The sequence below is a fragment of the Christiangramia flava JLT2011 genome (genome assembly GCF_001951155.1).
In the GTDB taxonomy this organism is placed as follows: domain Bacteria; phylum Bacteroidota; class Bacteroidia; order Flavobacteriales; family Flavobacteriaceae; genus Christiangramia; species Christiangramia flava.
Genome location: NZ_CP016359.1, coordinates 1,370,696 through 1,397,384 on the forward strand (window position 1 = coordinate 1,370,696; position 26,689 = coordinate 1,397,384).

Consider the following 26,689-nt stretch of genomic DNA (forward strand, 5'->3'; position numbering starts at 1 on the left):
TCAGTTAAAATTTACCTTTAATGGTTGTGCGTAGACGCAGGTAAAATCTTCAAATTCCAGGAAGTTGATGTGGTACCAGCTTTCCTGACCTTTGAATGTAACTTTCGCGGTGGTTTCCGCATCGTCAAAATCAAAGTCGGTTACGTTGATATGCTGCAGAAATGCAAGCCCCGGCTGGGCGTACAACTTGTAAACCGATTCCTTGGCACCCCAGACAATGGTGAGTTTCCGGATGAGCGCTTCCTCATTTGCCAGCGTATGATATTCATCCAAAGGCGTGAACTTATTGGCAATTTTCATGATCTTGTCCCGTTGCTTTTCAATATCGATGCCCACGTCATGTTTACTGATGATAATCGCGGTAAAATTGAAGGAATGCGTGATCGAGATATAGTGCTCGTCTTTTAAATGCGGCTTGCCCAGCTCGTCGTAATAAAGATCGTGATCGTCATAGCCGGCTTCAGCCATCAAATGCCGAATACTCATAAACCCACGACGGTGAATTTCAGATTTCATGCCTTCTACCCTCTTGCGGCAGTGATCGGTAAGTTCGATACCTTTTGCCAGCCATTCATAAGGCTCTTCCACCTTCCAAATGAGGACTTTAGTATCTTGATCAACTGTTATTGTTTTGAAAAGAGGCATAGATTTTCTGGGAGTTTACGTATTTTTGCAGCTGATTAAACGCTAATATTCAAATATAACAATATGTCAACGAAAACAGTGCCTTATACAGAGTACAAAGTTAAAGATATTTCCCTGGCAGAATGGGGACGCAGAGAGATCGAACTTGCCGAAGCCGAAATGCCTGGACTTATGGCACTTCGTGAAGAATACGGAAAACAAAAACCACTGAAAGGAGCAAGAATTGCCGGTTGTTTGCACATGACCATCCAGACTGCGGTTCTTATTGAAACACTGGTAGAACTGGGAGCCGAAGTGACCTGGAGTTCCTGTAACATTTTTTCAACCCAGGATCATGCCGCCGCTGCGATTGCCGCTGCCGGAATCCCGGTTTATGCGTGGAAAGGAATGACGGAAGAGGAATTTGACTGGTGCATCGAGCAAACCCTGTTTTTCGGGGAAGAGCGCAAGCCATTGAATATGATTCTTGATGATGGTGGAGATTTGACCAATATGGTGCTGGATCAATACCCGGAACTGGCCAAAGACGTTCGCGGACTTTCTGAAGAGACCACGACCGGAGTTCACCGCCTTTACGAAAGAATGAAAAAAGGAACCTTGCCAATGCCGGCGATCAACGTAAATGATTCGGTAACCAAATCGAAATTTGACAATAAATATGGTTGTCGCGAGAGTGCGGTAGATGCGATTCGTCGTGCTACTGACGTCATGCTTGCTGGAAAACGCGTAGTCGTTTGCGGATATGGTGATGTTGGAAAAGGAACTGCCGCTTCCTTCCGTGGAGCCGGTTCTATTGTAACCGTTACTGAAATTGACCCGATCTGTGCTTTACAGGCAGCGATGGACGGTTTCGAAGTGAAACACCTGGAAACCGTGCTTCCGAAGGCTGATATCGTAATCACCACTACCGGAAATAAAGACATCGTTCGCGGAGAGCATTTTGAGGCGATGAAAGACAAGACCATTGTTTGTAATATTGGCCATTTTGACAATGAGATCGATGTCGCCTGGTTGAAAAAGAACCACGGAAATACTCGCGTGGAGATCAAACCACAGGTAGACAAATACACCATCAACGGAAAAGACATCATTCTTCTGGCGGAAGGTAGACTGGTAAATCTTGGTTGTGCAACCGGTCACCCAAGTTTTGTAATGAGTAATTCCTTTACGAACCAGACGTTGGCCCAGATGGAACTTTGGAACCATTCTGATAAATATGAGAATGAGGTTTATATGCTTCCGAAGCATTTAGATGAAAAAGTGGCCAAACTTCACCTGGAAAGAATCGGGGTGGAGCTTACCGAGCTAAAACCAGACCAGGCCGAATATATTGGTGTGGAAGTAAAAGGTCCTTTCAAACCGGAATATTACAGATACTAAGAAGATTATAGATCTGAGACATTAGATATTAGAAAAGCCCTGCCAATGGAGGGGCTTTTTTTATTTATTTTACTACCCGTTCAAAATACAGGTAAGGCCCGTCGCATGGCGCCCATCCATTATTGATCAATGACTTCCCATTATACCTGAAATATTCTGTTTTTGCCCTGCTGCTGCAACTGGAAATAATGGCGTAATTGTCCTCGATGCTTTCTGGTAAATCATCAAAGCTAAGTTTTAGGCCTTTTTCCTCAGTAAGAGAAAAGGAGCCACTCACTGTGATTTCCTCCCCATTGATTTTCTTTTTCTTGGTAAAAGAATGGTCATTTTCGAAAACATAAATTTCCATTTGATCATCTTCAGGAGACTGAATTGACGCATTGGGAATCATGGAACCTTCTACTCCAACAAGCTTCCATTCCTGAGGAAAAGACCCCAAAGTAAAATCGACCGCATTAATTTCTTGTTCCTCCTGATCATTTGACGAACACGAAATAAAGAGAAATCCCACCAATCCTACAATCGCTGTAAAATACTTATTCATAATGCCTTCATTTTTAATAAGATGCTCGAAAGGAAAAAAGGTTGCGTCAGCACACCCCAATTCCAAAACGCTATTTTGCAAGTGCTCATAGTACAGGTCATTTCGTATTTCCTTATCTTTTCAAGATAAAACTACAATATGAGTAAAAAGATCTTTTTGGCTGTTTGTTTGGTGGCCCTTTTCACTGCTTGCAAGAACGATGAAAAAAGGCCGCAAACTGATGCAAACGAAGAAACAGCAGAATTGCTTAACGGCATTCTCCACAATTATTACGAAGATGGCTTGAAACTGAACCCGGTTTCAGCCACCACAGCCGGGGACATGCGGTATAACGACCAGTTCCCAAACACGCTGACCGATTCTTACCGCGATTCGCTCCGTGCCTATTACACGCGTTACAAAGACCAGGTACGTAAAATTGATGATGCCGATCTAACTGAAACGCAGAAAATGAGCAAGAATATCCTGCTCTGGGAATGCGATATGAACCTCGAAACACTTCAGTTTCAAAAAGACAAGTATATGCCTATTGACCAGATGTGGTCTGTGAATTTGTTCATGGGCCAAATGGCCAGCGGTTCCGGAGCCCAGCCCTTTAAGACCGTTCAGGATTATGAAAACTGGCTCCATCGCGTAGACAGTTACCTGGATTGGCTGAACTCTGCGGAAGAAAATATGCGCGAGGGAATGAAAAAAGGCTATGTGCTTCCGGCTTCTCTGATCCGTAAAGTCATTCCGCAAATGGAAGCCATGACCAATGGCGACGTGGAAAACCACCTGTTCTATGGGCCAGTGAACAATTTTCCTGAAAGTTTTTCCGAAGAAGAAAAAAGTGAGCTAAAGGAAAAATATGAAAAAATGATCACCGAAAAAGTGATCCCGGCTTACGAAAAGATGCATACATTTTTACAGGAAGAATACCTGCCAGAAGGAAGAGAAAGCAGTGGGATTGCCGATATTCCGGAGGGAAAAGAATACTACCAGCACCAGATCAGGCTCTACACCACTACCGAAATGACTGCTGACCAGATCCACCAACTTGGCCTGGATGAAGTCGCGCGCATTTCTTCGGAAATGGAAAAAGTGAAAAAGGAAGTCGGTTTTGAAGGAGAACTGCAGGATTTCTTCGATTATGTTCGAAATAATAAGGAATTAATGCCTTATGCCACGGCCGACGAAGTGATCGAACATTTCCAGGCTATTTACGACACTGTAAAACCGCATCTGGATTCACTTTTCAATGTAGCTCCAAAAACCGCATTTGAGATCAGGAGAACGGAGGCTTTCCGGGAAAATTCGGCCAGTGCCGAGTACAATCCCGGTTCCATTGATGGTACGAGGCCGGGAATTTTCTATGTTCCGGTACCAGATGCCAAATCTTATAACATTTACAGCGATGAATCCCTTTTTTTGCACGAAGCCATTCCCGGGCATCATTACCAGATCTCTCTAACGCAGGAGAACGACAAATTGCCAGATTTCCGAAAAACGCTTTGGTATAGTGGCTACGGAGAAGGCTGGGCGCTGTACTCCGAATCACTTGGAAAAACGCTGGGGCTTTATACAGATCCCTACCAGTACTTCGGAATGCTGAGTGCCGAAATGCACCGTGCCATTCGGTTGGTGGTCGATACCGGTTTGCACAGCAAAGGCTGGACACGCGAAGAAGCTATTCAGTATTCTTTGGAAAACGAAGCAGAATCTGAAGCCAGCGTCACCGCAGAAATTGAAAGATATATGGCCAATCCCGGCCAGGCACTTTCCTATAAGATAGGACAGTTGAAGATCATGGAATTGCGGGAAAAAGCCAGGCAGGAACTGGGTGAACAATTCGATATTCGGGAATATCACACACAGGTTCTGGAAACCGGGTGTATCCCGCTGGAACTGCTTGAGCAAAAAATCGATCGTTGGATTGGCTCTATGAAGTAAGCAATGAAAATAATTGAAAAAGCCCTGCAATTTGCGGGGCTTTTTATGTTATTCTTCTTCGGAAGTTGCCGGCAGGGAATCGTACACCACTACTTTTTCCCACAAATGTTCCGATTCTTCAATAAACTTCAGGTGAGCAGGTTCTTTCTGGTACAGATCCTGGATTTCAGCTGAAGGAAACGTTAGGATTAAAGAAAACGTGAAACTGCCATCTACTACTTCTCTCGGTGTTCCCGCAGGTTTTCCGATGAATTTGGTTTTAGCATACTCACTGTTTTCGAGAAATTTTTCCAATGAAACCAGGAAATCCTTACGATCCTGCACACTATCCGGGTTTTTCAACCAGAAATATACTACGTGGGTAAAATGCTGATCAAATTCCGCTGGCTGTTCCTGCGCTTGTAAAGAATTCACCGAAAAACACAAGAATAGAAAAATAGATATTTTGAAGATCGTTCTCATGAAGCAGTTTTTAAGTTCGTGTTTCAATTTAGCATTTCCCCCCGTAATCCCATATTCTTACGTTAAATATTCATCAACTGAAATACATCAGTCTCTAATAATCAGTAAATTAGATAGTAATTTTAAAAAACCAACCTATGAATTTCTTTAAAATGATTCCGCTAGTTGCCCTGACCTTTTTTATTTCCTGTAATGAAGCTCACGAGGAGGCTGATGATGTAGACGACATGAAAGCTGAAGAAGCAAACATGCAAAAGCCGGAAGATGCCAGTAAAGACTGGATCGCCGCCTGGAATAACAATGATCCCGCTTCGCTGGACAGTCTTACCGGCCCGGGCGCTAGCCTCTATATGCAGGGAAAGCAGGTAGATTCAGACAGTATTAGTTCGTGGTACCAGGTGGCAGCGCCACAAATGGAAAACCTGGAAACCCAATCTACTGCGAGTTATTCCGGAAAGGATGTGGCGTATGAAGCAGGTTCCTACCAGCACCAGTTAAAAGGTGACAGCCTGGATATGACTTACCGTGGCGCTTATACGATCATCTGGAAAAGACAGGGAGATAACTGGAAGATCGACGTGATGAACATCGCTGATGATATGAGTTCGGATAGTACCCGAATCCCTGAAAACGCTGATTATAATTAATAAGTAGCGTTTTAACTGACTTATAATTACTTAAAACATGGAAAAAGGTCTTTCTCCGGAAAGGCCTTTATTTTTTTCAGAAGTTTAAAAAAGTAATTCTAATTCAGGCTGTATTGGAATTTTCGCATCATCTTATACATGCATTGAAAAATTTGCTTTTTCGGTTGCTTCTGGGCGCCCTTTTCAAATTTAAATTTGATGAATCGGCTTTCAGGATGTGCGAGCGAAAGATGGTAGTTGGAACCATCGAGTATGAACCGCGTCTTTTCAGAAAAAATAAAATCAGACACGTATTTTTTGATAAGTTTTCGTTTACCAGAATTCCCCATATTGCTGATCTTTAAATGTTAACCGTATTAATTTACGAAAAATTCAATTCATTTCATTTTCTACATCGAATTTCAGAATCTATTTCCCTTCAATTTTAACTTTTTCATCTTAGCCAGTTGAAAGAATATTTTTTAATTTTGGAATATTTCCATTTAATAGGAATATTTCCTTATGAAATTAGTAAAATCGATCATACACCTGGATCTAGACACATTTTTTGTCTCTGCGGAAAGGCGGTACGATTCCCGTTTGAACGATAAACCGGTGATCGTGGGTGGTCTTGGTGACCGGGGCGTGGTAGCCGCCTGCAGCTATGAAACCAGGCCTTACGGCGTGCATTCCGGTATGTCGATGAAAGTCGCCCGGCAGCTTTGTCCTCAGGCGATTGTGATCAAAGGGAATGCTTCCACCTACACCAAACTCTCCCATGAGGTGACCGAGATCATACAGGATCGCGTTCCTTCTTTTGAAAAAGCAAGTGTGGATGAATTTTATGCAGATCTTACGGGCATGGATCGCTTTTTCGGCATCCAGTCCTTTGCGAAAGATTTGCAGAGCACCATCAAAAAAGAGACCGGGCTTCCTATCTCCTTTGGCCTCTCACAAAACAAAATCGTATCAAAAATAGCTACGGGCGAAGGCAAGCCATATGCCCAAAAGATCATTGAAGCCGGCACGGAAAAAGGCTTTTTAGCACCACTCACCGTCAATAAAATCCCAATGATTGGAAGCAAAACCTTTCAGAAACTGCTGAATCTTGGCGTTCGAAAAGTAGAGACCATTCAGAAAATGCCGGTCGAAGTACTGGAAAGTGTTTTGGGTAAGAACGGGAGAACCATCTGGAAACGGGCGCACGGGATCGACAATCCGCCCATCGTTCCTTTTCATGAACGAAAATCGATCTCTACGGAGCGTACGTTCAATCGGGACACCATCGATATGGTTCGCTTGCATGCCACGCTCGTAGCGATGGCCGAAAGCCTGGCGTACCAGCTCAGGCGTGGAAACAAACTCACCTCCATTGTAAGCGTGAAGATCAGATATTCTGATTTCCAGACGCAGAGTAAACAGGCCAGAATACCCTATACCAGCGCCGATCATATCCTCATCCCAAAGGTGGAAGAACTCTTCAGGCAACTGTATTCGCGCCGGATGCTCATCAGGCTTATTGGGGTACGCTTCAGCGGGCTCGTGGGAGGGCATTACCAGATCAGTCTTTTTGATGATTCTGAAGAAATGCTGAATCTCTACAACTCTCTGGATAAGATCCGGAACCGGTTTGGAGAAGGCAGTGTAAAACGAGCCGTCACAATGGATGTGAAAACCATCGGAAGGATGGGAAATCCTTTCAACGGCCAGCCACCCATTGTGTTGGCGCATAGAAAACAGTGAGAATGGAGAATGGAGAATGGAGAATGGAGAATGGAGAATTAAAATTATTGGTGACGGTCATTTAAAAAAGAAAAAGTGACATTTTTTTAAGCGGATTTTTAACCAGATTATTCTGCTTCAGCTATAAGCGAATTTCTAATTTTCGCCAGCCTACAGCCGGGAATTAGCAGGTTCAGCCTTTGGAAACTCACAAAAAATGTATTTAAATTGTCATACATATTACTCCCTGCGCTTCGGAACATTTTCGGTGGCTGAATTATGCAAACTGGCTAACCAAAAAGGTGCTGCAAAACTGGCGGTAACCGATATCAATACTTCCACCGCCTGCCTGGAATTCTTGAAAATTGCTAAAGATTTCGGAATAGAGCCTCTGGTGGGAATAGATTTCCGAGATGGTGCGCAGCAGCAATATGTGGGAATTGCCCGGAATAACGAAGGTTATCGCCAATTGAACGAACACCTTTCCAATCATTTACACGCTTCTAAAAATTTCGACGACCGCGCACCGCTCCTACCCGACTGCTTTGTGATCTATCCGCTGGAAAAAGTCATTTCGGCTAAAAAAAGGGATTTTAAAGAAAATGAGTTGATCGGCGTTTCCATCGAAAGCCTTCGAAAGCTGAAGTTTTCAGCATATAAGGAGTTGAAAAATAAACTCGTGGTACTGCAAACTGTTACTTTCAGAAATAAACGAGATTTTAATGCACACCGGTTGCTTCGGGCTATTGATAACAACATGTTGTTAAGCCAGCTACCCGAAACCGAGCAGGGCTCCTACTCCCATCGTATGCCGGAGCTTTCAGAACTGGAACAAGAATTTGAAGATTTTCCTCACATCTTGGATAACACCAAAGTTTTGATGGATTCCTGCCAGGTCAATTTCAAATTCAGCAAACTGGAAAATCGAAATCTGCAGGTGGCCGGCAACAGCTTCGCAGAAGATGCCGATGAGATCCGGAGATTATGCTACGATAAACTGCCTGAAAAATACCCGAAAGCCGATGAAACCGTCTACAAAAGAGTTGAGAAAGAATTGAATACGATCATTCGGTTAAAATTTGTGTCGTATTTCCTGATCAACCTGAAAATTGTGAACTATGCCAAAAAAAACCATTATCCCTTTGTAGGGCGTGGCAGTGGCGCCAATTCTATCGTGGCTTACATTCTCGGCATCACCAACGTGGACCCTATCGAGCTGGACCTGTATTTTGAACGTTTTATCAACCCCAACAGGAGTTCCCCTCCAGATTTTGACATTGATTTTTCCTGGAAAGACCGCAACGATGTCACCCGGTATATTTTTGATACCTACGAAAATACGGCGCTCATGGGAACTTATGTAACCTTCAAACGTCGAGCGGTAGCCCGGGAACTGGGAAAAGTTTTCGGTTTACCTAAAGAGAATATCGACAAATTGTCCCAGGGATTTTTCAATTATCAGGAACTGGATCACCTGGAAAAACTGGTCCTGCAATACAGTCAGCTTATTGCCGGTTTTCCCAATTATCTCAGTGTACATTCCGGCGGGATATTGATCTTAGACGATTCGGTTCACAATTATGCCGGTACATTCCTGCCGCCAAAGGGTTTTCGAACGATCCAGATCGATATGAACATTGCGGAAGATGTGGGTATTCATAAATTTGATATCCTGGCGCAACGCGGTCTCTCCAAGATTACTGATGCCATCGAGCTTATCAAAAGAAATCAGCCAGAAGCCAAACTTGAAAATATCGAAAATATTGATGCTTTTAAAAATGATCCTGAAATCAATGCCCTTCTGAAGGTTGGTGACTGTATGGGTGTCTTTTATGTAGAATCCCCTGCCATGCGCGGGTTGTTGACCAAACTTCAAACCGATAATTACCTGAATCTCGTAGCAGCCAGTTCGGTTATTAGACCTGGAATTTCCAGCGCGGGAATGAAAGAGGAGTTCATTCGGCGGCATCGGTTCCCTGAGCTGCAGCAAAATGCACATCCTGTCCTTTTAGAGATCATGCCCGACACTTACGGAGTGATGGTATACCAGGAAGATGTGATGAAAGTGGCCTATCATTTTGCCGGTCTCAACCTGGACGATGCCGATGTGCTGCGGCGTGGCATGAGCGGTAAAAAAACTTCCCAAGGACAAATGGAAAAGATCGAGGAAACCTTCCGCAGAAACTGTAAAGAAAAAGGTTACCAGAATCAACTCACTGATGAAGTATGGGAGCAGATCTCGTCTTTTGCTGGCTATGCTTTCCCCAAAGGGCACTCGGCTTCTTACGCCGTGGAGAGTTACCAGAGCCTCTACCTGAAGCGCTATTTCCCGCTGGAATTCATGGTCGCGGCCATCAATAACGGCGGCGGGTTTTATCGCCTTGAAACATACATCCAGGAAATTCGCCGGTGTGGCGGGAGGGTGCATGCCCCCTGCATCAACAAAAGCGACCATCCCAATACGATCTACGGAAAAGACATCTATCTTGGCCTTGGGTACATCAGGGAACTGGAAGCGAAGACCATCAGGCATATTCTCGAAAACCGGCAATTTTTTGGGGAATTTCAGTCGTTGGATGATTTCATAGATCGCGTCCCCATCTCGATCGAGCAGCTGAGCCTGTTGCTGAAGATCAATGCCTTCCGTTTTACCGGTTACAATAAACATCACCTGCTCTGGAAAGCGTATTTCAAACTGAATCATTCCGCAAAAAGAAGCGGGCAGGCGGTACTTTTCAAACCGCCACATCGCGATTTTGAACTTCCGGAATTTGAGTTTTCCAGAATTTCCGAAGCCTACGACCAGATGGAATTGCTGGGCTTCCCGCTCTGCAGTCATTTTGAATTACTGAAGGAACCACCGGAAAGTGCTCTCCTCGCTAAAGATCTCAAGAAACATATTGGAAAGGAAGTGAAGATCTATGGAAATCTTGTGAACTACAAGAAGAACCCCACTTCTAACGGAAAATACATGTTCTTCGGGACTTTTTACGACCAGCAGGGTGGCATATTCGATATCGTCCTTTTCCCGCAGGTGGCACGACACTACGATTATTTCAATTACGGGATTTATGCCTGTTATGGTACAGTCACGGAAGATCTCGGGCACCTCTGTATCGATATTAAATGGCTGAAAAGGCAGGCTACCCATACCGATCCCAGACTTGTTAATTCCTCTCACAAAGTCAAACTTCCTGCCTAAAGCCCCCACAGGAAAGCATTATATTTGCAGGAAAAGCATGCTATGTCTTTAAAAAAACTGCTGAAGGAAAAAGGCTATCACCAAATCAAACTGAAATATACCAAAACCAATCACCTGGAACTGGTAGCAAAAATCAATGATATAGAAGGGAGTTTTATCCTGGATACCGGGGCATCCAGTACCTGCGTGGGCATCGATGCAATTACCCATTTTGAACTGCTTTCAGAAGATAGTGATATTAAAGCTGCCGGCGCGGGTGCCACCAATATGCTCACCCAGATTTCCCAAAAAAACAGGATCGAGATCAAAGGCTGGAAAAAGAAAAAGGTAGATCTCGTTCTTTTTGACCTGAGGCATGTGAACGAAGCCCTGGAAAATCATAAAGCCGATAAGGTTCATGGTATTATTGGCGCAGACATCCTGAAGCGCGGCAAAGCGGTAATCGACTATAAGAATAAAGCACTTTACCTGAAATAAGGGTATTTTTCCCCTTTCCCACCGTGTAGTCTTTGGCTATTTTTGGTTAAAATTAGTTCGTTATCAAAACCCGGCTTTTAACCCAGATTCTCATGGCACTGTTAGTTATCCTAATACTGGGAGTGCTTTCTTTGAATATAATTCGTTTGTTAGTTTTGTTTTAATCTATTGTTAGGAACAAAAAAGGCAGCCAATTGGCTGCCTTTTTTTATAGAATATTACCGAAACTAAAGTTCCAGCGCTCTTTTTACATCATTATCCATCAACAATTCTTCCGGATTTTCGATCGCTTCCTTCACGGCTACCAGGAACCCAACAGATTCCTTTCCGTCGATGATCCTGTGATCATAAGAAAGTGCCACGTACATGATCGGCCTAATTTCTACATGGCCATCAATAGCCACTGGTCTTTCTACGATATTGTGCATTCCCAGAATCGCACTCTGTGGAGGGTTGATAATTGGCGTAGAAAGCATGGAACCGAATACTCCACCATTGGTAATGGTAAAGGTTCCACCGGTCATTTCATCTACGGTGATCTGCCCGTCGCGTGCTCTTAACGCCAGTCTTTTCACTTCAGCTTCCACTCCTCGGAAACTAAGGTTTTCAGCATTCCTGATCACCGGTACCGTCAGTCCTTTTGGACCAGAAACCGCGATACTGATATCTTTATAATCATAGCTGATGGTATAATCACCATCAATCATGGAATTTACCGCAGGATATTCGTCCAACGCGCGAACGACAGCCAACGTAAAGAATGACATAAAGCCTAAACTCACCCCGTGCTTGTCCTTAAATTCCTCTTTATATTTTTTCCTTAGCGCAAAAATGGCCGACATGTCTACTTCATTGAAAGTAGTTAACATCGCTGTATCATTTTTGGCACTTACCAAACGTTCAGAAAGTTTACGACGGAACATGGACATTTTTTTACGAGACTCGCCCCGCTTACCTGTACCCGGAGTTCCCATAGAAGCCTTAGCCTGTACAGCATCTTCCTTGGTTACCCTACCATCTTTGCCACTGCCTTTTACATCCTTGGCTGCAATGCCTTTTTCATCAAGAATCTTTTTTGCAGCAGGAGAAGGACTTCCGGTGGCATACGTATCATCCTGCTTTTGAGCGGGAGTGCTGGATTTCGAAGGTTCTTCCGTTTTAGCAGGAGCCTTTTCGCTATCTGCCTTGCTGTCTTTGGAATCCTGTCTTTCTTTTTCCTCTTTTTCCGCAGGTTTGTCGTCACCGCCTCCTGGCTTTTCAGCCTCCGTATCGATCAAACACACCACTTCTCCAACTTCCACCACGTCACCTTCTTCTGCTTTCAGGGTTATGATTCCGCTGGCTTCCGCAGGTAATTCAAGGGTTGCTTTGTCGCTATCTACTTCGGCTATCGCCTGGTCTTTTTCAACATAATCCCCGTCTTCTACCAGCCACTGAGCGATCTCTACTTCAGTGATGGACTCCCCGGGAGAAGGAACTTTCATTTCTAAGGCCATGATTGTTATTTATTTTGTTTCCTGAAAACCAGGAAAAAGATTCTTAATTATTTTCTTCTTCGTTTAAATTTTTATCGAAAACACTAGCGATCACACGCTCGTGTCGTTTTTTGAATCTTACGGAACTACCGGCTGCCGGTGAACCGTAGAATTTACGGCTGCATACCCTGAATTTTCTGGCTTCTGGGAAATGCATCAGCATATGCCCGTAAGCTCCCATATTTCTTGGCTCTTCCTGTGCCCAAACCACATCATCTGCCTGGTCATATTTGGCCATTATCTCCTTCATTTTTTCTGAAGGAACCGGGAACAATTGCTCCACTCGAACCAGCGCCACATCTTCACGTTCGTTGTCTTCCTTGAATTTCAGCAAGTCGTAATAAAACTTACCGGTACAGAAAACAAGACTTTTCACCTTATCGGTTTTCGCATCCTGATCGTCCAGCACAGGCTGAAAACTTCCGTTGGCGAATTCTTCTTTTGTCGAGATCACTTTTGGGTGACGCAGCAAACTTTTTGGCGTAAAAATGATCAGCGGTTTTCTGAACTTCGCCTTCATCTGCCTTCTTAACAAATGGAAATGGTTGGCCGGTGTGGTCACATCAGCCACATACATATTGTCTTTGGCACAAAGCTGAAGGAATCGCTCCATTCTACCGGAAGAGTGCTCTGCTCCCTGGCCTTCGTAGCCATGAGGCAGGAACATCACCAGGCCGTTCTGCAATTTCCATTTATCTTCCGCAGCAGAAATATACTGGTCGATCATGATCTGTGCACCGTTCACAAAATCCCCGAACTGTGCTTCCCAGATCGCAAGTGTGGTTGGACTCGCCATGGCATACCCATAATCGAAGCCAACTACTCCGTATTCCGAAAGTGGTGAATTATAAATAAAGAAATCTCCTTTTCGATCTTCAATATTATTGTGCAAAATAATCTCTTCTTCGCTGTCTTCCACCTTCAAAACGGCGTGACGGTGAGAGAAAGTCCCTCTTTCCACATCCTGACCGCTAATTCGCACGTTATAGCCTTCCTGCATCAACGAACCATAAGCAAGATGCTCGGCCATAGACCAGTCCAGCTTATTATCATCAAAATACATTGTTTTACGCAGGTCGATGATCTTTTTGATCTTCCGCATAAATTTTTTGTCCTCCGGCAATTGTGAAACTGCTTCGGCCACTTTGTCCAGTTTTTCGATTGGGAAAGTCGTATCAACGTCTTTCATCATCTCGTCTTCCTGAACGTTTTCAAAACCATCCCACTCGTCCTGCATGAACGGCGTAATGCGTGTAGTATCTTCTTTCCTGGAATCTTCCAGTTTTTCTTCTAACGAAGCTTTGTAGGTTTCTTCGAGATTTTTGAGGTATTCGTCATCTACAACCCCTTCACTTTTCAGTTTCTCGAAATAGATATCGCGGGCATTTTCGTGCTTCGCGATGGCTTTATATAATTTTGGCTGGGTAAAACGAGGCTCATCACCTTCATTATGCCCGTATTTTCTATATCCTAGCAGGTCGATGAACACATCACGACGGAATTTCATCCTGAAATCCAGTGCGAAAAGAATGGCATGAACCACTGCTTCCGCATCATCTGCGTTCACGTGCAGAACGGGTGAAAGCGTCACCTTCCCAACATCGGTACAATAGGTAGAACTTCGCGCATCCAGGTAATTGGTGGTAAATCCGATCTGGTTATTCACTACAATGTGAATCGTCCCTCCGGTTTTGTAACCTTCAAGCTGAGCCATTTGCACAATTTCGTATACCACTCCCTGTGCGGCGATCGCTGCATCCCCGTGAACCAGAATTGGCAAAACTTTGGAATCGTCTTCATCATAATGGCGATCCTGCTTTGCCCTGGAAATTCCTTCAACTACAGATCCTACTGTTTCCAGGTGAGACGGATTCGGAGCAATATTGATATTGATCTCTTTTCCAGAATCAGTTGTACGGCAAGAGGTCCATCCCAGGTGATATTTTACATCTCCATCAAAAATATCCTGCTCGTAATCCTTTCCGTCGAATTCACTGAAAATATCCTTGGCACTTTTTCCGAAGATATTGGTTAAGGTATTTAACCTACCACGGTGTGCCATTCCCATCACGAAATCTTTCACGCCAAACTCTGCAGCCTTTTCGATCAAAGCATCCAGCGCCGGGATCAAACTTTCTCCACCTTCCAGTGAAAAACGCTTTTGCCCAACGTACTTGGTATGAAGAAAAGATTCGAAGGAAACCGCTTCATTCAGCTTCTTCAGAATTTGCTTTTTGCGATCGGCATCGAATTTTGGCTGGTTCTCGTTGATGTTCAGTTTATCCTGGATCCACTCGATCTCTTCCGGCTTCCGGATGTACATATACTCTATCCCGATGCTCTGGCAATACACCTTTTGCAAATGGGTAATGATATCCTTCAGCGGTTTTGGACCAATGCCCAGAATTTCACCGGCATTGAACACGGTATCGAGGTCTTTTTGCTCAAGGCCAAAATTCTCGATATCCAGCGTGGGTGAATATTTCCTGCGTTCCCTTACCGGGTTTGTTTTGGTAAATAAATGTCCGCGGGTACGGTAACCATCAATAAGCCTGATTACCTGAAACTCTTTAACAACCTGCTCTGGTACTTCACCTTCAGCAAAATCCATCTGTGCTTCTTCCAGAACTTCTTCTGAAATCCCGTTCGAGCTCTCTTTTCCGAAGTCAAAACCTTGAAAAAAAGCCCTCCAACTGGGCTCTACACTATCGGGATGCTGTAAATACTGGTCATAAAGCTCTGCCAGATACGCAGTGTGCGCGGCATTTAGAAATGAAAATCTCTCCATAAAATTGAAACAAATGTTTCTTCCTGTCTAAAAAACAGGAACAAAAATACAATTTTTAAGAAAAACAGCCGGGACGTATTATGATAATTCTCTATCGGATTATAGGAATTTTAACATGTTCGGAAAGTCACCGGAAAACTGGAAAGCCTGCTTTTTGGAAATTAGACCTGACGCTCCATGAGCATTTCACCGAATTTCCGAAGTGGTTCTTTTTTAGCTTCCGGAAGGTCGATCTTGTCTAAGATCAAAAAGGCCTTCCGGGTATATCGTTCAATTTCACGACGGGTGATCTCAGCCGCACCGCTGGATTCGAAAAGATTTTTTACGGCTTCGATCTTTCCGGAATTATCAGCCGGGCTTATAGTATACAGGTGTTCTAATTGGCGGGCCTCGTTTTCATTGGCCGCTTCCAGCGTTTTAAGGTAGAGGAAAGTCTTTTTGTTTTCAATGATATCTCCCCCAACCTGCTTTCCGAAGGTATCGGGATCGCCAAAGGCGTCAAGATAATCATCCTGTAACTGAAAGGCGATTCCCAGCAATCTCCCGTATTCATAAATTGCTTTTTTACAGGACGATGAAGCCTTGGCTACAATCGCTCCCATTTGCAGGGAGGCCCCCACCAGCACGGCAGTCTTATATTCGATCATTTTCAGGTAATCGCTGATCGTTACGTTGTCCCGCGTCTCAAAATCGATGTCATATTGCTGCCCTTCACACACTTCGATTGCTGTTTTACTGAAGAGTTTAGCCAGCTCACGAAAAACCTCGCCTTCATAATTTTCAAATAATTGGTAGGCATTGATCAGCATCGCATCGCCGGAAAGGATCCCGGTATTCACATCCCATTTCTCATGAACGGTCTCCTTCCCTCTTCGAAGCGGCGCGTCATCCATGATATCGTCATGCACCAGCGAAAAGTTATGAAAGATCTCGATCGCCAAAGCCGCATCCAGCGCTTTTTGATAGGGACAGTCAAAAATTTCAGCAGCCATCAGTACGAGTACCGGGCGCAGACGCTTGCCTCCCTGGTCCAGAATATAAACCATTGGTTCGTACAGATTTGCAGGCTCTTTTACACTTACCTTTGCATTCAGGTACTGGATAAATTCTTCTCGAAGAAATGAAATGTTTTGCATCCGCCAAAAATAAGGCAATTGTGCTCAAAATGACAACTCTAAAAACACTTCAACTTTATAAATGATTCCTAAATTTTAAATTTTTTCAGAAATTTTAAAGTAAAACGAATCCTGATTCGTCTTTAATAGTATAAGGCAGCCTAAAACGATCAATGTCCCAGCATAAAAAGGAACATATTATTGAAAACACGGTAAATGACTACAGTGAAAAATTGCTGGCATTCATCAAACCAAAGGTACGCAATGATGAAGATGCGGAAGATATCCTGCAGGAAGTATGGTTCCAGTTCAGCAACCTTACCAATATTTCGCAGATCGTCAACGTGGGAAACTGGCTGTTCAGGGTAACCCGAAATAAAATTACCGACAGTTACCGAAAGAAAAAGACGGGGAATATTGAAGATTACGAGCCTCAGGAGGAAGAAGAAGGCTATTCATCCATACAGGAATTACTGCTTCTGGACACTTCTAAAGACCCGGAATTGAAATTTTTCCAGGATGAGATCTGGAAAGCGCTGTTTGAAGCACTCGAAGAACTTCCTGAAACACAGCGACTGGTCTACATCCAGAATGAAATTGAAGAAAAAACACTGCAACAAATCGCAGAGGAGCAACAAACGAATATTAAAACCATTATCAGCAGGAAACAATATGCAGTGAAACACCTTCGCAAGCGACTTCACCAGTTGTATAAAGACCTGGATAATTACTAAAATAACACATCATGTTTCAAAAAGGACGATTCAAAGCAAAATTCATCCTGGTTCCCATAGCCATACTGTTCGTGGTCACCACGATCGTCATGTGGCTTTGGAACGGGATTTTACCCGAAATAACCGGCGTAAAGCACATCACATACTGGCAGGCCATGGGAATACTGGTTTTAAGTAAGATCCTGTTTGGGGGTTTTTCCGGCTGCAGAAAAAGCGGCCCTCGTTCCCGGGGTGATTTTAAGGAAAAATTGAAGCGCATGTCTCCCGAGCAACGTGAAAAATTCAGACAGGTCTGGAAACAAAAATGTCACAAAAATTTCTTGTGGTAATTAAAACTATGGAAACTTTTTTTGTTTTTAAAGTTTCCTGACTTACTTTTGCACCAAATTTTTCAGAAAAGTGAGAGAACAAATTATAGAAGTAGCGGTTGAGATGTTTCTGAATTACGGGTTTAAAAGCGTCACCATGGATGATATTGCCGATAAACTCGGTATTTCCAAAAAGACCATTTACGCCCATTTTTCCACCAAAACGAAACTGATCGATGCCTCGGGAAACCATATTTTACAAATGGTTACTGAAGGAATTAATGAAATAAGACAGCAAAACCTGAATCCGGTGATCGAAAATTTCGAGATCAAGCGCTTTGTGAACCAAAACCTGAAAGGAGAAAAAACTTCTCCGCATTTTCAGCTGAAGAAATACTACCCGAAGATCTTTTCGAAACTCATCAGCAATCAGTTTGACCTGTTGCAGGATTGCGTGGGGCAGAACATCCAGCGCGGGATCGATTCCGGTTTTTATCGGGACCAGATCGATGTCACGTTTATTAGCAGGCTGCATTTTGTGGGGATGATGGGGATCAAAGACAAAGATATTTTCCCGGCAGAGGAATTCAGCGAATCCCATTTGATGCAGGAATTCCTGGAATATCACCTTCGCGCCATTTGCACCCCAAAAGGAATAGAAATACTTGAAGCATATTTAGAAGACAACCATGAAAAATAGAATACTGATCGTTTTAAGCTTTTTGAGCCTGCAGGCTTCCGGCCTTTTCGCACAGGAAATCTCTGCAGATAGCAGCCGAACTTACCAGCTTTCCCTCAGCGAAGCCATAAGTTTTGGTTTGGAAAACAGCTACCAGTCGCAAATCGCTCAAAAAGATGTTGACAAGGCATTAAAACAAAAATGGGAGATCATTGCCCAGGGATTACCGCAAATTTCGGGTTCGGTAGATTATCAAAATTATTTGCAGCAGCCGGTCACCCTGCTTCCCGCGGCGGCTTTTGACAATACCCAAAGCACTATTGATGTGGTTCAACAGTATTTTGATAATGTGCAGCGCAATAGCACCCCGGTAAACGCGCCACAGGGCTTCATTCCTGTTCGATTCGGGACCAAGCAAAGCATGAACGCGACGGCAACCTGGAACCAGCTTATCTTCGATGGATCCTATATCGTGGGAATCCAATCAGTGAAAACCCTGCTTCAGATCTCCAAAAATGCCAAAACCAAGACCGATCTGGAAGTCAAAAAAGCCGTGATCAACGCTTACGGAAATGTGCTGCTCGCGGAAGAAAGCGTGAATATTCTTCAGAAAAACGTCAAAACGGTTCAAAAGAATTTTGATGAGACACAGAAGATCTATGAAAACGGATTAACTGAGCAGGAAGACGTAGAGCAATTGGAAATCACGCTGTTAAATTTAAAAAACCAGCTGAGCCGAAGTCAGCGTATGCGCAGTATCGCCTACGAAATGCTGAATATGAGTCTCGGAATTCCCGTGGAGGAAAAAGTGATTTTGACCGATGACCTGAAGGAACTCGCCATGCGTTACTATGATCTGAACCTTTTGCAGGAACAGATTCCCGTGGAAGAAAATATCGATTACCGAATTGCAAAAAATTCAGCTGAAAGCGCAGAAATCCAGGTAAAACTTCAGAAGGCAAAAGCATTGCCAACCCTTTCAGGTTTCGTGAACTACGGGTACCAGGGCTACAGCGATACGTTCACATTTTTGAATGGGGACCAGGAATATTTTGGACAGTCTATTTTAGGGGTGAGCCTGAATATTCCAATTTTCAGCAGCGGAATGCGCGGGGCCAAAACCCAGCAGCGAGAGATCGAATACGAGCAGGCGCTACTGGAACTGGAGCAGACCGAAAACCAGGTGAAGCAACAGATCAAACAGGCCAAAAGCGATTATGAATTTAGCCTGGAAAACTATGAGAATGCACAGAAAAACCTGGAGTTGGCCGAAAGAATTGAAAATAAAAACCAGGTTAAATTCTTCGAAGGGATTGCCAGCAGTTTTGAATTAAGCGAAGCACAAAGCCAGCTTTATTCTGCCCAGCAGAATTACCTGGATGCCATGCTGCAGGTGATCAACTCCAAGGTGACCCTTGAAAATTTACTAGATACCAGAACCTATAACGATGAAAACTAATTTCCCACACCAAATATTTATGAAAAAGTTTTTCCTTCTCGCAAGTCTGACCCTTGTTCTGGCCAGCTGCGGAAACGACGAAAAATCGGTTGAGCAGGTCATTGAAAGCGAAGACCTCGAGGCGATCAGAGCCAAAAAAGCCGAATTGAGCAGCCTCCAAAGTCAGCTTAGTGCGAATATCAATAAACTGGATGAAAAGATCAGGGAACTGGACAAAAGCAGGCAGTTGCCATTAGTTTCAGTAGATACTCTGAAACAGGAAACCTTCCGCCACTATGCGGAAGTTCAGGGGGATGTTGCTACTGATGAAAACATCATTATTTACCCGGAATATTCCGGCCTTTTAACGCAGGTGAACGTAGATGAAGGAGACCGTGTTCGGAAAGGGCAGGTACTGGCACGTATCGACGATGGTGGTTTGTCGAGCCAGTTAGCTCAACTGGAGGCTCAGGCTTCCCTTGCCAAAACCACTTATGAAAGAAGAAAAAGACTGTGGGAGCAAAATATTGGTTCAGAGATCGAATACCTCAACGCAAAAACCAATTATGAATCTACCCAGAATTCGGTAAACCAGATGAAATCACAGATCTCCAAAACAGTGGTAAGAGCACCATTTTCCGGGGTTATCGACGAGGTTTTTACCGAGAATGGCGAAGTGGTTAGCCCGGGACAGAGTCAACTTTTCAGGCTTATCAGCCTCGAAAACATGTACGTAGAGGCCGACGTTCCAGAAAATTACCTTACCAAGATCAAGAAAGGAACCAATGTAAAGATCCAGATCAGTTCCATTGGTGAGGAGCTTGACGGAAAGGTTTCCCAGGTAGGGAACAATATTAACCCGAACAACCGTACGTTCAAGGTGCAGATCGCGATCCCTAATTCAGAAGGGGTGATCAAACCAAACCAGATCGCAACGATTATGCTGAATGATTATACTTCAGAAGAATCTGTGATCATACCGGAGAGCACCATTCAGAAGAACGCCATGGGAGAAAGCCTGGTTTATATTCTTGGAGAAAGTTCCAACGACAGCACCGGCGTGGCCCAAAAGGTCATCGTGGAAACCGGCTACACCTATAACGACAGCATCGAGGTGACCAAAGGCCTGCAGTCTGGCCAGATCCTCATCATAGAAGGTGCTAAAAACCTGCGTGACGGCCAGGAAATAAAATTCAGAAAATAAGCATATGAAAAATATCGACAAGGAATTTAAACTTTCCTCCTGGGCCATTGATAACAAAATGACGGTGTACGTGATCATCGCTATTTTGATGGTGGGTGGTTTGTTATCTTATTACAGTATGCCGCGGGAATCCTTCCCCGAAATTATCGAAACCAAGATCTATGTAAGCTCCATTAACCCGGGGAACTCTGCGGAAGACGTGGAGAAGTTCATCACCGAACCGCTGGAGGAAGAATTCAATGACGTGGGCGGCGTGAAAGAGATCACCTCCACCACGCTTCAGGATTACTCTATGGTGCTCGTGGAATTTGAAGAAGATGTGAGCGTGGATGTGGCGAAACAGAAGATCAAAGATAAGGTAGACCTCGCCAAGGCCGAGACCACCTGGCCAACCCTGGACAACGGAGCCAAGGTAGAACCAAACGTTTTTGACCTGAACTTTTCTGAAGAACAGCCCATTCTTAACATTAACCTCACGGGAGATTATACTGTACAGCAGTTGAAGGATTACGCCGAATATCTTCAGGAAAAGATCGAGCTACTGCCTCAAATCAAGGAAGCCAGTATTCGCGGTGCCGAAGAAATGGAGGTAGAGATCGCGGTAGACCTGTACAAAATGGCGGCTTCCAAAACCAGTTTCAACGATATCGTCAACGCGGTAAGCAGCGAAAACAGGACAATTTCCGGTGGAAACGTGGTCACGAGTGGTGTTCAGAAGAACATCCGGATCATTGGTGAGATCCAGGATCCACAGGAATTACAGAACGTAGTGGTGAAAAGGGACGGCGGGAATATTTTCCTGAAGGATATTGCCGAGATCAAATTTCACGAAAAAGACCCAACCACTTACGCACGGGAATATGGAGACCCGGTAGTGATGCTGGATGTGAAGAAGCGTAGCGGAAAGAACATGATCGAAGCCGTAGACGAGATCAAGAAGATCATCCAGGAAGAAGAAGAAAGTTACCTGCCGGAAGGACTGCACATCAGCCTCACGAACGACCTTTCTACAGATACCCGTAACCAGGTGAACGACCTGGTAAATAACATCATTTTCGGGGTAATCCTGGTGGTGCTGGTATTGATGTTCTTCCTTGGTTTCAGAAATGCGCTTTTCGTAGGGCTGGCCATTCCGCTATCCATGCTCATGTCCTACATCATTCTCTCCAGTTTGGGTTATACGCTAAACACCATGGTACTTTTTGCGCTGGTTATGGGGCTCGGGATGCTGGTAGACAATGGGATCGTGGTTGTAGAAAACGTTTACAGCCTCATGGATGAAGGCATGCCACGAATTCGTGCGGCTAAACAGGGTCTAGGTGAGATCGCCTGGCCAATTATCGCCTCCACGGCTACTACACTTATGGCCTTTTTCCCTCTGGGACTATGGCCGGGAACAATTGGTAAATTTATGGTGATTTTTCCAATCACCTTGTCTATAGTACTGGGATCGTCACTGTTTGTAGCGCTCATTATCAACTCGATGCTGACCTCCCAGTTCATGAAAACCGAAGAAGGTCATATTAGCAAAAAAAGACTCGTTCGCATTAGTATCATTTTAGGAGCTATTGGGGTATTATTGCTTTTCGGCGGATTTGTACTGAACATTGGGGCCATGAGAGCCTTCGGAAATCTTGCGATTTTAGCCGTTTTGCTGCTTTGGTTCTATAAATATGTACTGGCAAAAGGCGTGAAATATTTTCAGTTTAAAGCCCTGAAAAAACTGGAATTCAATTATGGCCGACTGCTGAAATATGCCCTAAGAGGAAAAAAAGCCTATGTCTTTTTCTTCGGAACCTTACTGATGTTGTTCTTCTCGTTCATCCTGATTGGACTGGTGCAGCCAGACGTTCTGTTCTTCCCTGAAAATCAGCCTAAGCAGGTGATCACCTATATCGAATACCCGGAAGGAACCGATATTGAAAAGACCAATGAACTTACCAAAAAAGTAGAACAGCGAATTTTTGAAGTGATCAAGCAATATGAAGATGAAGAGGGATACAACTTCATGGTAGAATCGGCCATTTCACAGGTTGGTGAAGGTGCCGGAAACCCGATGACCAATGGTGGGCAGCAGGGTGAAATGCCGAATCGTGGAAAAGTGACCCTCGTAATGCGTGAATTCAAAGAACGTCGCGGCGTAAAGAGTAGCGAGGTGCTGGAAGAAGTACGAAAAGCAGTGGGTGGCTTTCCAGGGGTTTCCATTATTGTGGAAAAAGATGCCGCTGGCCCTCCTACCGGCTACCCAATCAATATCGAGTTGAGCGGTGAGGATTATGAGAAAATGCTCGCGGAAGCCGAAAATATTCGTTCCTATATTCAAAACCTAAATGTGGGCGGGATCGAAGAATTAAAAATTGACGTAAACAAATCCAAACCAGAGCTGGATGTTCGGGTAGACCGGAAAAAAGCAGGACAACTTGGAGTTTCTACGGCACAGGTTGGACAAACTTTAAGACGCGCGATCTATGGCGAGGAAATTTCCACCTATAAAGACGGGGATGATGACTACGAGGTGAATGTGCGGCTGAATGACCAGTATCGCTATGATGAAAATGCACTTTTCAACCAGCCAATTACCTTCCGCGATCAGAATTCAGGACAGTTGATCCAGGTTCCAATTAGTTCGCTGGTAGAAACCAAGGTCGCCTCTTCCTTTAGTTCTATCAACCGAAAAGACCTGAAAAGGGTGATCACTGTTTATTCCAACGTGCTAGGAAACTACAACCCGAACCAGGTGGTGGAACAATTGAAAACTGAACTGAAGAATTACCAGTTGCCAGAAGATATGAACCTGAAATTTACAGGGGAACAGGAAGAACAGGCAGAAAACATGAACTTCCTGCTGAAAGCTCTGCTTATCGCAATTGGAGGTATTCTGTTAATCCTGGTAGCACAGTTCAATAGCGTCAGCAAACCGGTAATTATCCTGATGGCCGTAATCCTCAGTCTGGTGGGTGTGTTCTTAGGGCTCATTATTTTCCAGATGGACTTTGTAATTATCATGACCATGATGGGGATCATCTCTCTGGCCGGAATTGTAGTAAATAACGCGATCGTACTGATCGATTACACACAGATCCTGATCGATCGTAAAAAAGAAGAACTGGGAATTGACAGCGACCAGATGCTTACGCGTGAACAGTATTTCGATTGTATCGTACGCGGAGGTAAATCAAGGCTGAGACCCGTATTGTTAACGGCGATCACGACCGTATTAGGTTTGATTCCGCTGGCGGTGGGGCTGAACATTGATTTCTTCGGGCTGATCATTGATTACAATCCAGGGATCTATATTGGTGGTGATAACGTGATCTTCTGGGGACCTCTGGCCTGGACGGTGATCTTTGGATTGGTCTTCGCGACTTTCCTCACCCTGATCGTGGTTCCGGTTATGTTCTACCTGGTGAACAGGGGAAAACTGAGAATCAAAGAAAAAAGAGGCGGAACGCCCGCACATAGCTAAAACAAAAAAACCCGGGGCAAATGCTCCGGGTTTTTCTTTAAACAGATATAAATTTTTTATTCGTTGCTTACGATTGGTGAGTCGCTTTTCCAGCTATCCACAGAAGCGATATTGTTCTGGTTATACTCTACCTGAGTAAGTTTATCACCAGACCAAAAAAACCAGACTCCGTCTTTTTCACCTTGTTTGTATTGCGCGATCGCAGTCTTCTCACCGTTCTGGTTGTAAGAAATCCACTCTCCATGGAGCTTCCCGTTCTTGTACGTACCTTCCTGTCTAATACTTCCGTCATCATAATAAAAAGTTCCTTTCATTAATTCTCCCTGCTTCTCAAATACAGGCTTAGGCGCTTCAGTTTGTGCGAAAGCCACACTTCCTGTAGCGAAAAGCGCAGCACATAGTATATTCTTCATTGTCTTCATGACCTCTCAGTTAACGTTTACCTTACAAATATACACAAAGTTTACAAACAAGCAATATTTACGTAACATTAAGTTAACATTGGAACTGTTTTTTTCTGATTTTCAGTTAATTACACATTAACCATTTGGTAACATTGGCCTATTTTCCCTATAATTTTCAGCAATTATCCTTATAGAAAAGCATTTAACTTCTTACTTTTGTGCCCGTTCAAAATTTAAAGTAGCTAATGTACAGAAGTCATACCTGTGGAGAGTTAAACGCATCAGCAATTGGCCAGGAGATCACCCTTGCCGGATGGGTTCAAAAAGTTAGGAATAAAGGATTTATGATCTGGGTAGATCTTCGAGATCGTTATGGGATCACCCAGCTTATCTTTGATGAAGAGCGAAGTGCTGAAGACCTCATGAACTTGGCAGGAACACTGGCCCGGGAATTTGTGATCCAGGTAAAGGGCGAGGTGATTGAACGCGAATCTAAAAACCCGAATATCCCAACCGGGGATATCGAGGTGTTGGTAAAAGAACTCCAGATTTTAAATGATTCTAAAACTCCGCCATTTACGATCGAAGAAGAAACCGATGGTGGGGAAGATCTTCGGATGAAGTACCGCTACCTGGATATTCGAAGAAATCCCGTGAAAAACAAACTGATGTTTCGTCACAAAGTGGCAATGCAGGTTCGTAATTACCTTTCAGATCAGGGTTTTATTGAAGTCGAAACTCCTTATTTGATCAAATCTACTCCGGAAGGTGCCCGTGATTTTGTGGTGCCAAGCCGAATGAACGAAGGGCAGTTTTATGCCTTGCCTCAATCGCCTCAAACTTTTAAACAGTTGCTGATGGTTGGCGGAATGGACAAATATTTCCAGATCGTAAAATGTTTCAGGGATGAAGACCTTCGCGCCGATAGGCAGCCGGAATTTACCCAGATCGACTGCGAAATGACCTTCGTGGAGCAGGAAGATATTCTGGATATTTTTGAAGGATTGACACGCCATTTACTGAAAGAAATCAAAGGTGTGGAAGTTGAAAAATTCCCACGAATGACCTATGCCGAAGCGATGAAAAAATACGGGAATGACAAACCGGACATCCGTTTTGGGATGGAATTTGCCGAACTGGATGAGCTGGCTAAAAACAAAGGTTTCAACGTTTTCGACCAGCAGGAACTGGTGGTGGGAATTGCCGTTCCAGGAGCTGCTTCTTTTACGAGGAAAGAATTGGATGCTTTGATTTCCTGGGTGAAGAGACCCCAGGTTGGAGCCAGCGGATTGGTTTATGCCAAGTATAACGAAGATGGCAGCATGAAATCTTCCGTAGATAAATTCTATTCTGAAGAAGACCTGAAAGAATGGGCAGAAGCAACAGGGGCCAAACCTGGAGACCTTATACTCGTGATGGCAGGCGACGCCAATAAAACCCGTACCCAACTAAGCGCTTTGAGAATGCATTTAGGGAATGAACTCGGCCTTCGAAAAGCCGAGGAATTTGCTCCTCTTTGGGTAGTAGATTTCCCGTTGCTGGAATGGGATGAAGAAACAGAGCGATACCACGCGATGCACCATCCATTCACTTCTCCGAAACCCGAAGATATTTCCAAACTGGAATCAGCTCCCGGAGAAGTACGAGCCAATGCGTATGATCTTGTGTTGAATGGTAACGAAATTGGTGGTGGTTCCATCAGGATTCATGACCAGCAAATGCAGTCGAGAATGTTCGACCTCTTAGGCTTCACCAAAGAAGAAGCGAAAGCTCAGTTTGGATTCCTGATGGATGCGTTTCAATATGGAGCGCCGCCTCACGGTGGAATCGCTTTTGGATTTGACAGGCTAACTGCCATTCTGGGCGGCCAGGAAAGCATCCGGGATTATATCGCTTTTCCGAAGAATAACGCGGGACGGGACATTATGATCGATGCACCAGCACCGCTGGACGATGAACAACTAGAAGAATTACACTTAAGAGTCAAAATAGAATAATTAAAGTCCCGCATATTGCGGGATTTTTTAA

Annotated in this window: 20 protein-coding genes; 13 read left to right on the top strand and 7 right to left on the bottom strand. The window is 44.1% G+C overall.

All coding sequences use genetic code 11. From position 1 onward, the window contains the following. Complete coding sequence (locus tag GRFL_RS05815; RefSeq protein WP_083643714.1) at positions 1-645, bottom strand: 4'-phosphopantetheinyl transferase family protein; 645 nt, start codon at positions 643-645, stop codon at positions 1-3. A gap of 63 nt (positions 646-708) precedes the next feature. On the opposite strand from GRFL_RS05815, the gene ahcY reads away from it, so the two are divergent. Continuing rightward, a complete protein-coding gene (ahcY, locus tag GRFL_RS05820) occupies positions 709-2,025 on the top strand; it encodes an adenosylhomocysteinase (RefSeq protein ID WP_083643715.1) in 1,317 nt (438 codons plus the stop codon). Positions 2,026-2,089: 64 nt separating this feature from the next. Here ahcY and GRFL_RS05825 read toward each other — a convergent pair whose 3' ends face one another. Continuing rightward, positions 2,090-2,569 carry a hypothetical protein gene (locus GRFL_RS05825; protein WP_083643716.1) on the bottom strand — a complete coding sequence of 160 codons (480 nt, stop codon included), beginning with the start codon at positions 2,567-2,569 and terminating at the stop codon, positions 2,090-2,092. A gap of 138 nt (positions 2,570-2,707) precedes the next feature. On the opposite strand from GRFL_RS05825, the gene GRFL_RS05830 reads away from it, so the two are divergent. Continuing rightward, a complete protein-coding gene (locus GRFL_RS05830) occupies positions 2,708-4,501 on the top strand; it encodes a DUF885 domain-containing protein (RefSeq protein ID WP_083643717.1) in 1,794 nt (597 codons plus the stop codon). 48 nt (positions 4,502-4,549) lie between these two features. Here the strand turns inward: GRFL_RS05830 and GRFL_RS05835 are convergent, their stop codons facing one another. Next, positions 4,550-4,963 (bottom strand): Dabb family protein, encoded by a 414-nt coding sequence (locus GRFL_RS05835; protein ID WP_083643718.1) that lies wholly within the window; start codon positions 4,961-4,963, stop codon positions 4,550-4,552. A gap of 137 nt (positions 4,964-5,100) precedes the next feature. Between GRFL_RS05835 and GRFL_RS05840 the strand changes: the two genes are divergently transcribed. The 4 genes from GRFL_RS05840 to GRFL_RS05860 all read left to right on the top strand — a co-directional run bounded on the left by GRFL_RS05840 (position 5,101) and on the right by GRFL_RS05860 (position 10,990). Further along, positions 5,101-5,610: a YybH family protein gene (locus GRFL_RS05840; protein WP_083643719.1), complete on the top strand. Its 510-nt coding sequence runs from the start codon at positions 5,101-5,103 to the stop codon at positions 5,608-5,610. A gap of 501 nt (positions 5,611-6,111) precedes the next feature. After that, a complete protein-coding gene (dinB, locus tag GRFL_RS05850; RefSeq protein ID WP_083643721.1) occupies positions 6,112-7,332 on the top strand; it encodes a DNA polymerase IV in 1,221 nt (406 codons plus the stop codon). 196 nt (positions 7,333-7,528) lie between these two features. Beyond that, positions 7,529-10,513 (top strand): DNA polymerase III subunit alpha, encoded by a 2,985-nt coding sequence (locus GRFL_RS05855; protein ID WP_083643722.1) that lies wholly within the window; start codon positions 7,529-7,531, stop codon positions 10,511-10,513. A gap of 42 nt (positions 10,514-10,555) precedes the next feature. Further along, positions 10,556-10,990, top strand: coding sequence for a retropepsin-like aspartic protease (locus GRFL_RS05860; protein ID WP_083643723.1), 435 nt, complete (start codon positions 10,556-10,558; stop codon positions 10,988-10,990). 227 nt (positions 10,991-11,217) lie between these two features. On the opposite strand, the gene odhB is transcribed toward GRFL_RS05860, so the two are convergent. The 3 genes from odhB to GRFL_RS05875 form a co-directional block, all read right to left on the bottom strand. Continuing rightward, a complete protein-coding gene (odhB, locus tag GRFL_RS05865; RefSeq protein ID WP_083643724.1) occupies positions 11,218-12,486 on the bottom strand; it encodes a 2-oxoglutarate dehydrogenase complex dihydrolipoyllysine-residue succinyltransferase in 1,269 nt (422 codons plus the stop codon). Between the two features lie 43 nt (positions 12,487-12,529). Continuing rightward, the gene (locus tag GRFL_RS05870; protein WP_083643725.1) at positions 12,530-15,313 is read right to left on the bottom strand and encodes a 2-oxoglutarate dehydrogenase E1 component; all 2,784 of its coding nucleotides are present in this window, start codon (positions 15,311-15,313) and stop codon (positions 12,530-12,532) included. 161 nt (positions 15,314-15,474) lie between these two features. After that, complete coding sequence (locus GRFL_RS05875; RefSeq protein WP_083643726.1) at positions 15,475-16,449, bottom strand: polyprenyl synthetase family protein; 975 nt, start codon at positions 16,447-16,449, stop codon at positions 15,475-15,477. A 152-nt stretch (positions 16,450-16,601) separates the two neighbouring features. Here GRFL_RS05875 and GRFL_RS05880 point away from each other — a divergent pair, with 152 nt between their 5' ends. From GRFL_RS05880 to GRFL_RS05905, 6 genes are all read left to right on the top strand, one after another. Beyond that, positions 16,602-17,162, top strand: coding sequence for an RNA polymerase sigma factor (locus tag GRFL_RS05880; RefSeq protein WP_083643727.1), 561 nt, complete (start codon positions 16,602-16,604; stop codon positions 17,160-17,162). A gap of 11 nt (positions 17,163-17,173) precedes the next feature. Further along, positions 17,174-17,491 (top strand): hypothetical protein, encoded by a 318-nt coding sequence (locus GRFL_RS05885; protein ID WP_083643728.1) that lies wholly within the window; start codon positions 17,174-17,176, stop codon positions 17,489-17,491. Positions 17,492-17,561: 70 nt separating this feature from the next. Then, on the top strand, positions 17,562-18,170 hold the full coding sequence (locus tag GRFL_RS05890) for a TetR/AcrR family transcriptional regulator (RefSeq protein ID WP_083643729.1): 609 nt from the start codon (positions 17,562-17,564) through the stop codon (positions 18,168-18,170). Continuing rightward, positions 18,160-19,608, top strand: coding sequence for a TolC family protein (locus GRFL_RS05895; protein ID WP_083643730.1), 1,449 nt, complete (start codon positions 18,160-18,162; stop codon positions 19,606-19,608). The genes GRFL_RS05890 and GRFL_RS05895 overlap by 11 nt, the downstream gene beginning before the upstream one ends. Before the next feature lie 19 nt (positions 19,609-19,627). Then, positions 19,628-20,791: an efflux RND transporter periplasmic adaptor subunit gene (locus tag GRFL_RS05900; RefSeq protein WP_083645981.1), complete on the top strand. Its 1,164-nt coding sequence runs from the start codon at positions 19,628-19,630 to the stop codon at positions 20,789-20,791. Positions 20,792-20,795: 4 nt separating this feature from the next. Next, positions 20,796-24,257: an efflux RND transporter permease subunit gene (locus tag GRFL_RS05905; protein ID WP_083643731.1), complete on the top strand. Its 3,462-nt coding sequence runs from the start codon at positions 20,796-20,798 to the stop codon at positions 24,255-24,257. Between the two features lie 56 nt (positions 24,258-24,313). Here the strand turns inward: GRFL_RS05905 and GRFL_RS05910 are convergent, their stop codons facing one another. Then, positions 24,314-24,679, bottom strand: coding sequence for a toxin-antitoxin system YwqK family antitoxin (locus tag GRFL_RS05910; protein WP_083643732.1), 366 nt, complete (start codon positions 24,677-24,679; stop codon positions 24,314-24,316). 227 nt (positions 24,680-24,906) lie between these two features. Between GRFL_RS05910 and aspS the strand changes: the two genes are divergently transcribed. Then, positions 24,907-26,658 (top strand): aspartate--tRNA ligase, encoded by a 1,752-nt coding sequence (aspS, locus tag GRFL_RS05915; protein WP_083643733.1) that lies wholly within the window; start codon positions 24,907-24,909, stop codon positions 26,656-26,658. Positions 26,659-26,689: the final 31 nt, after the last annotated feature.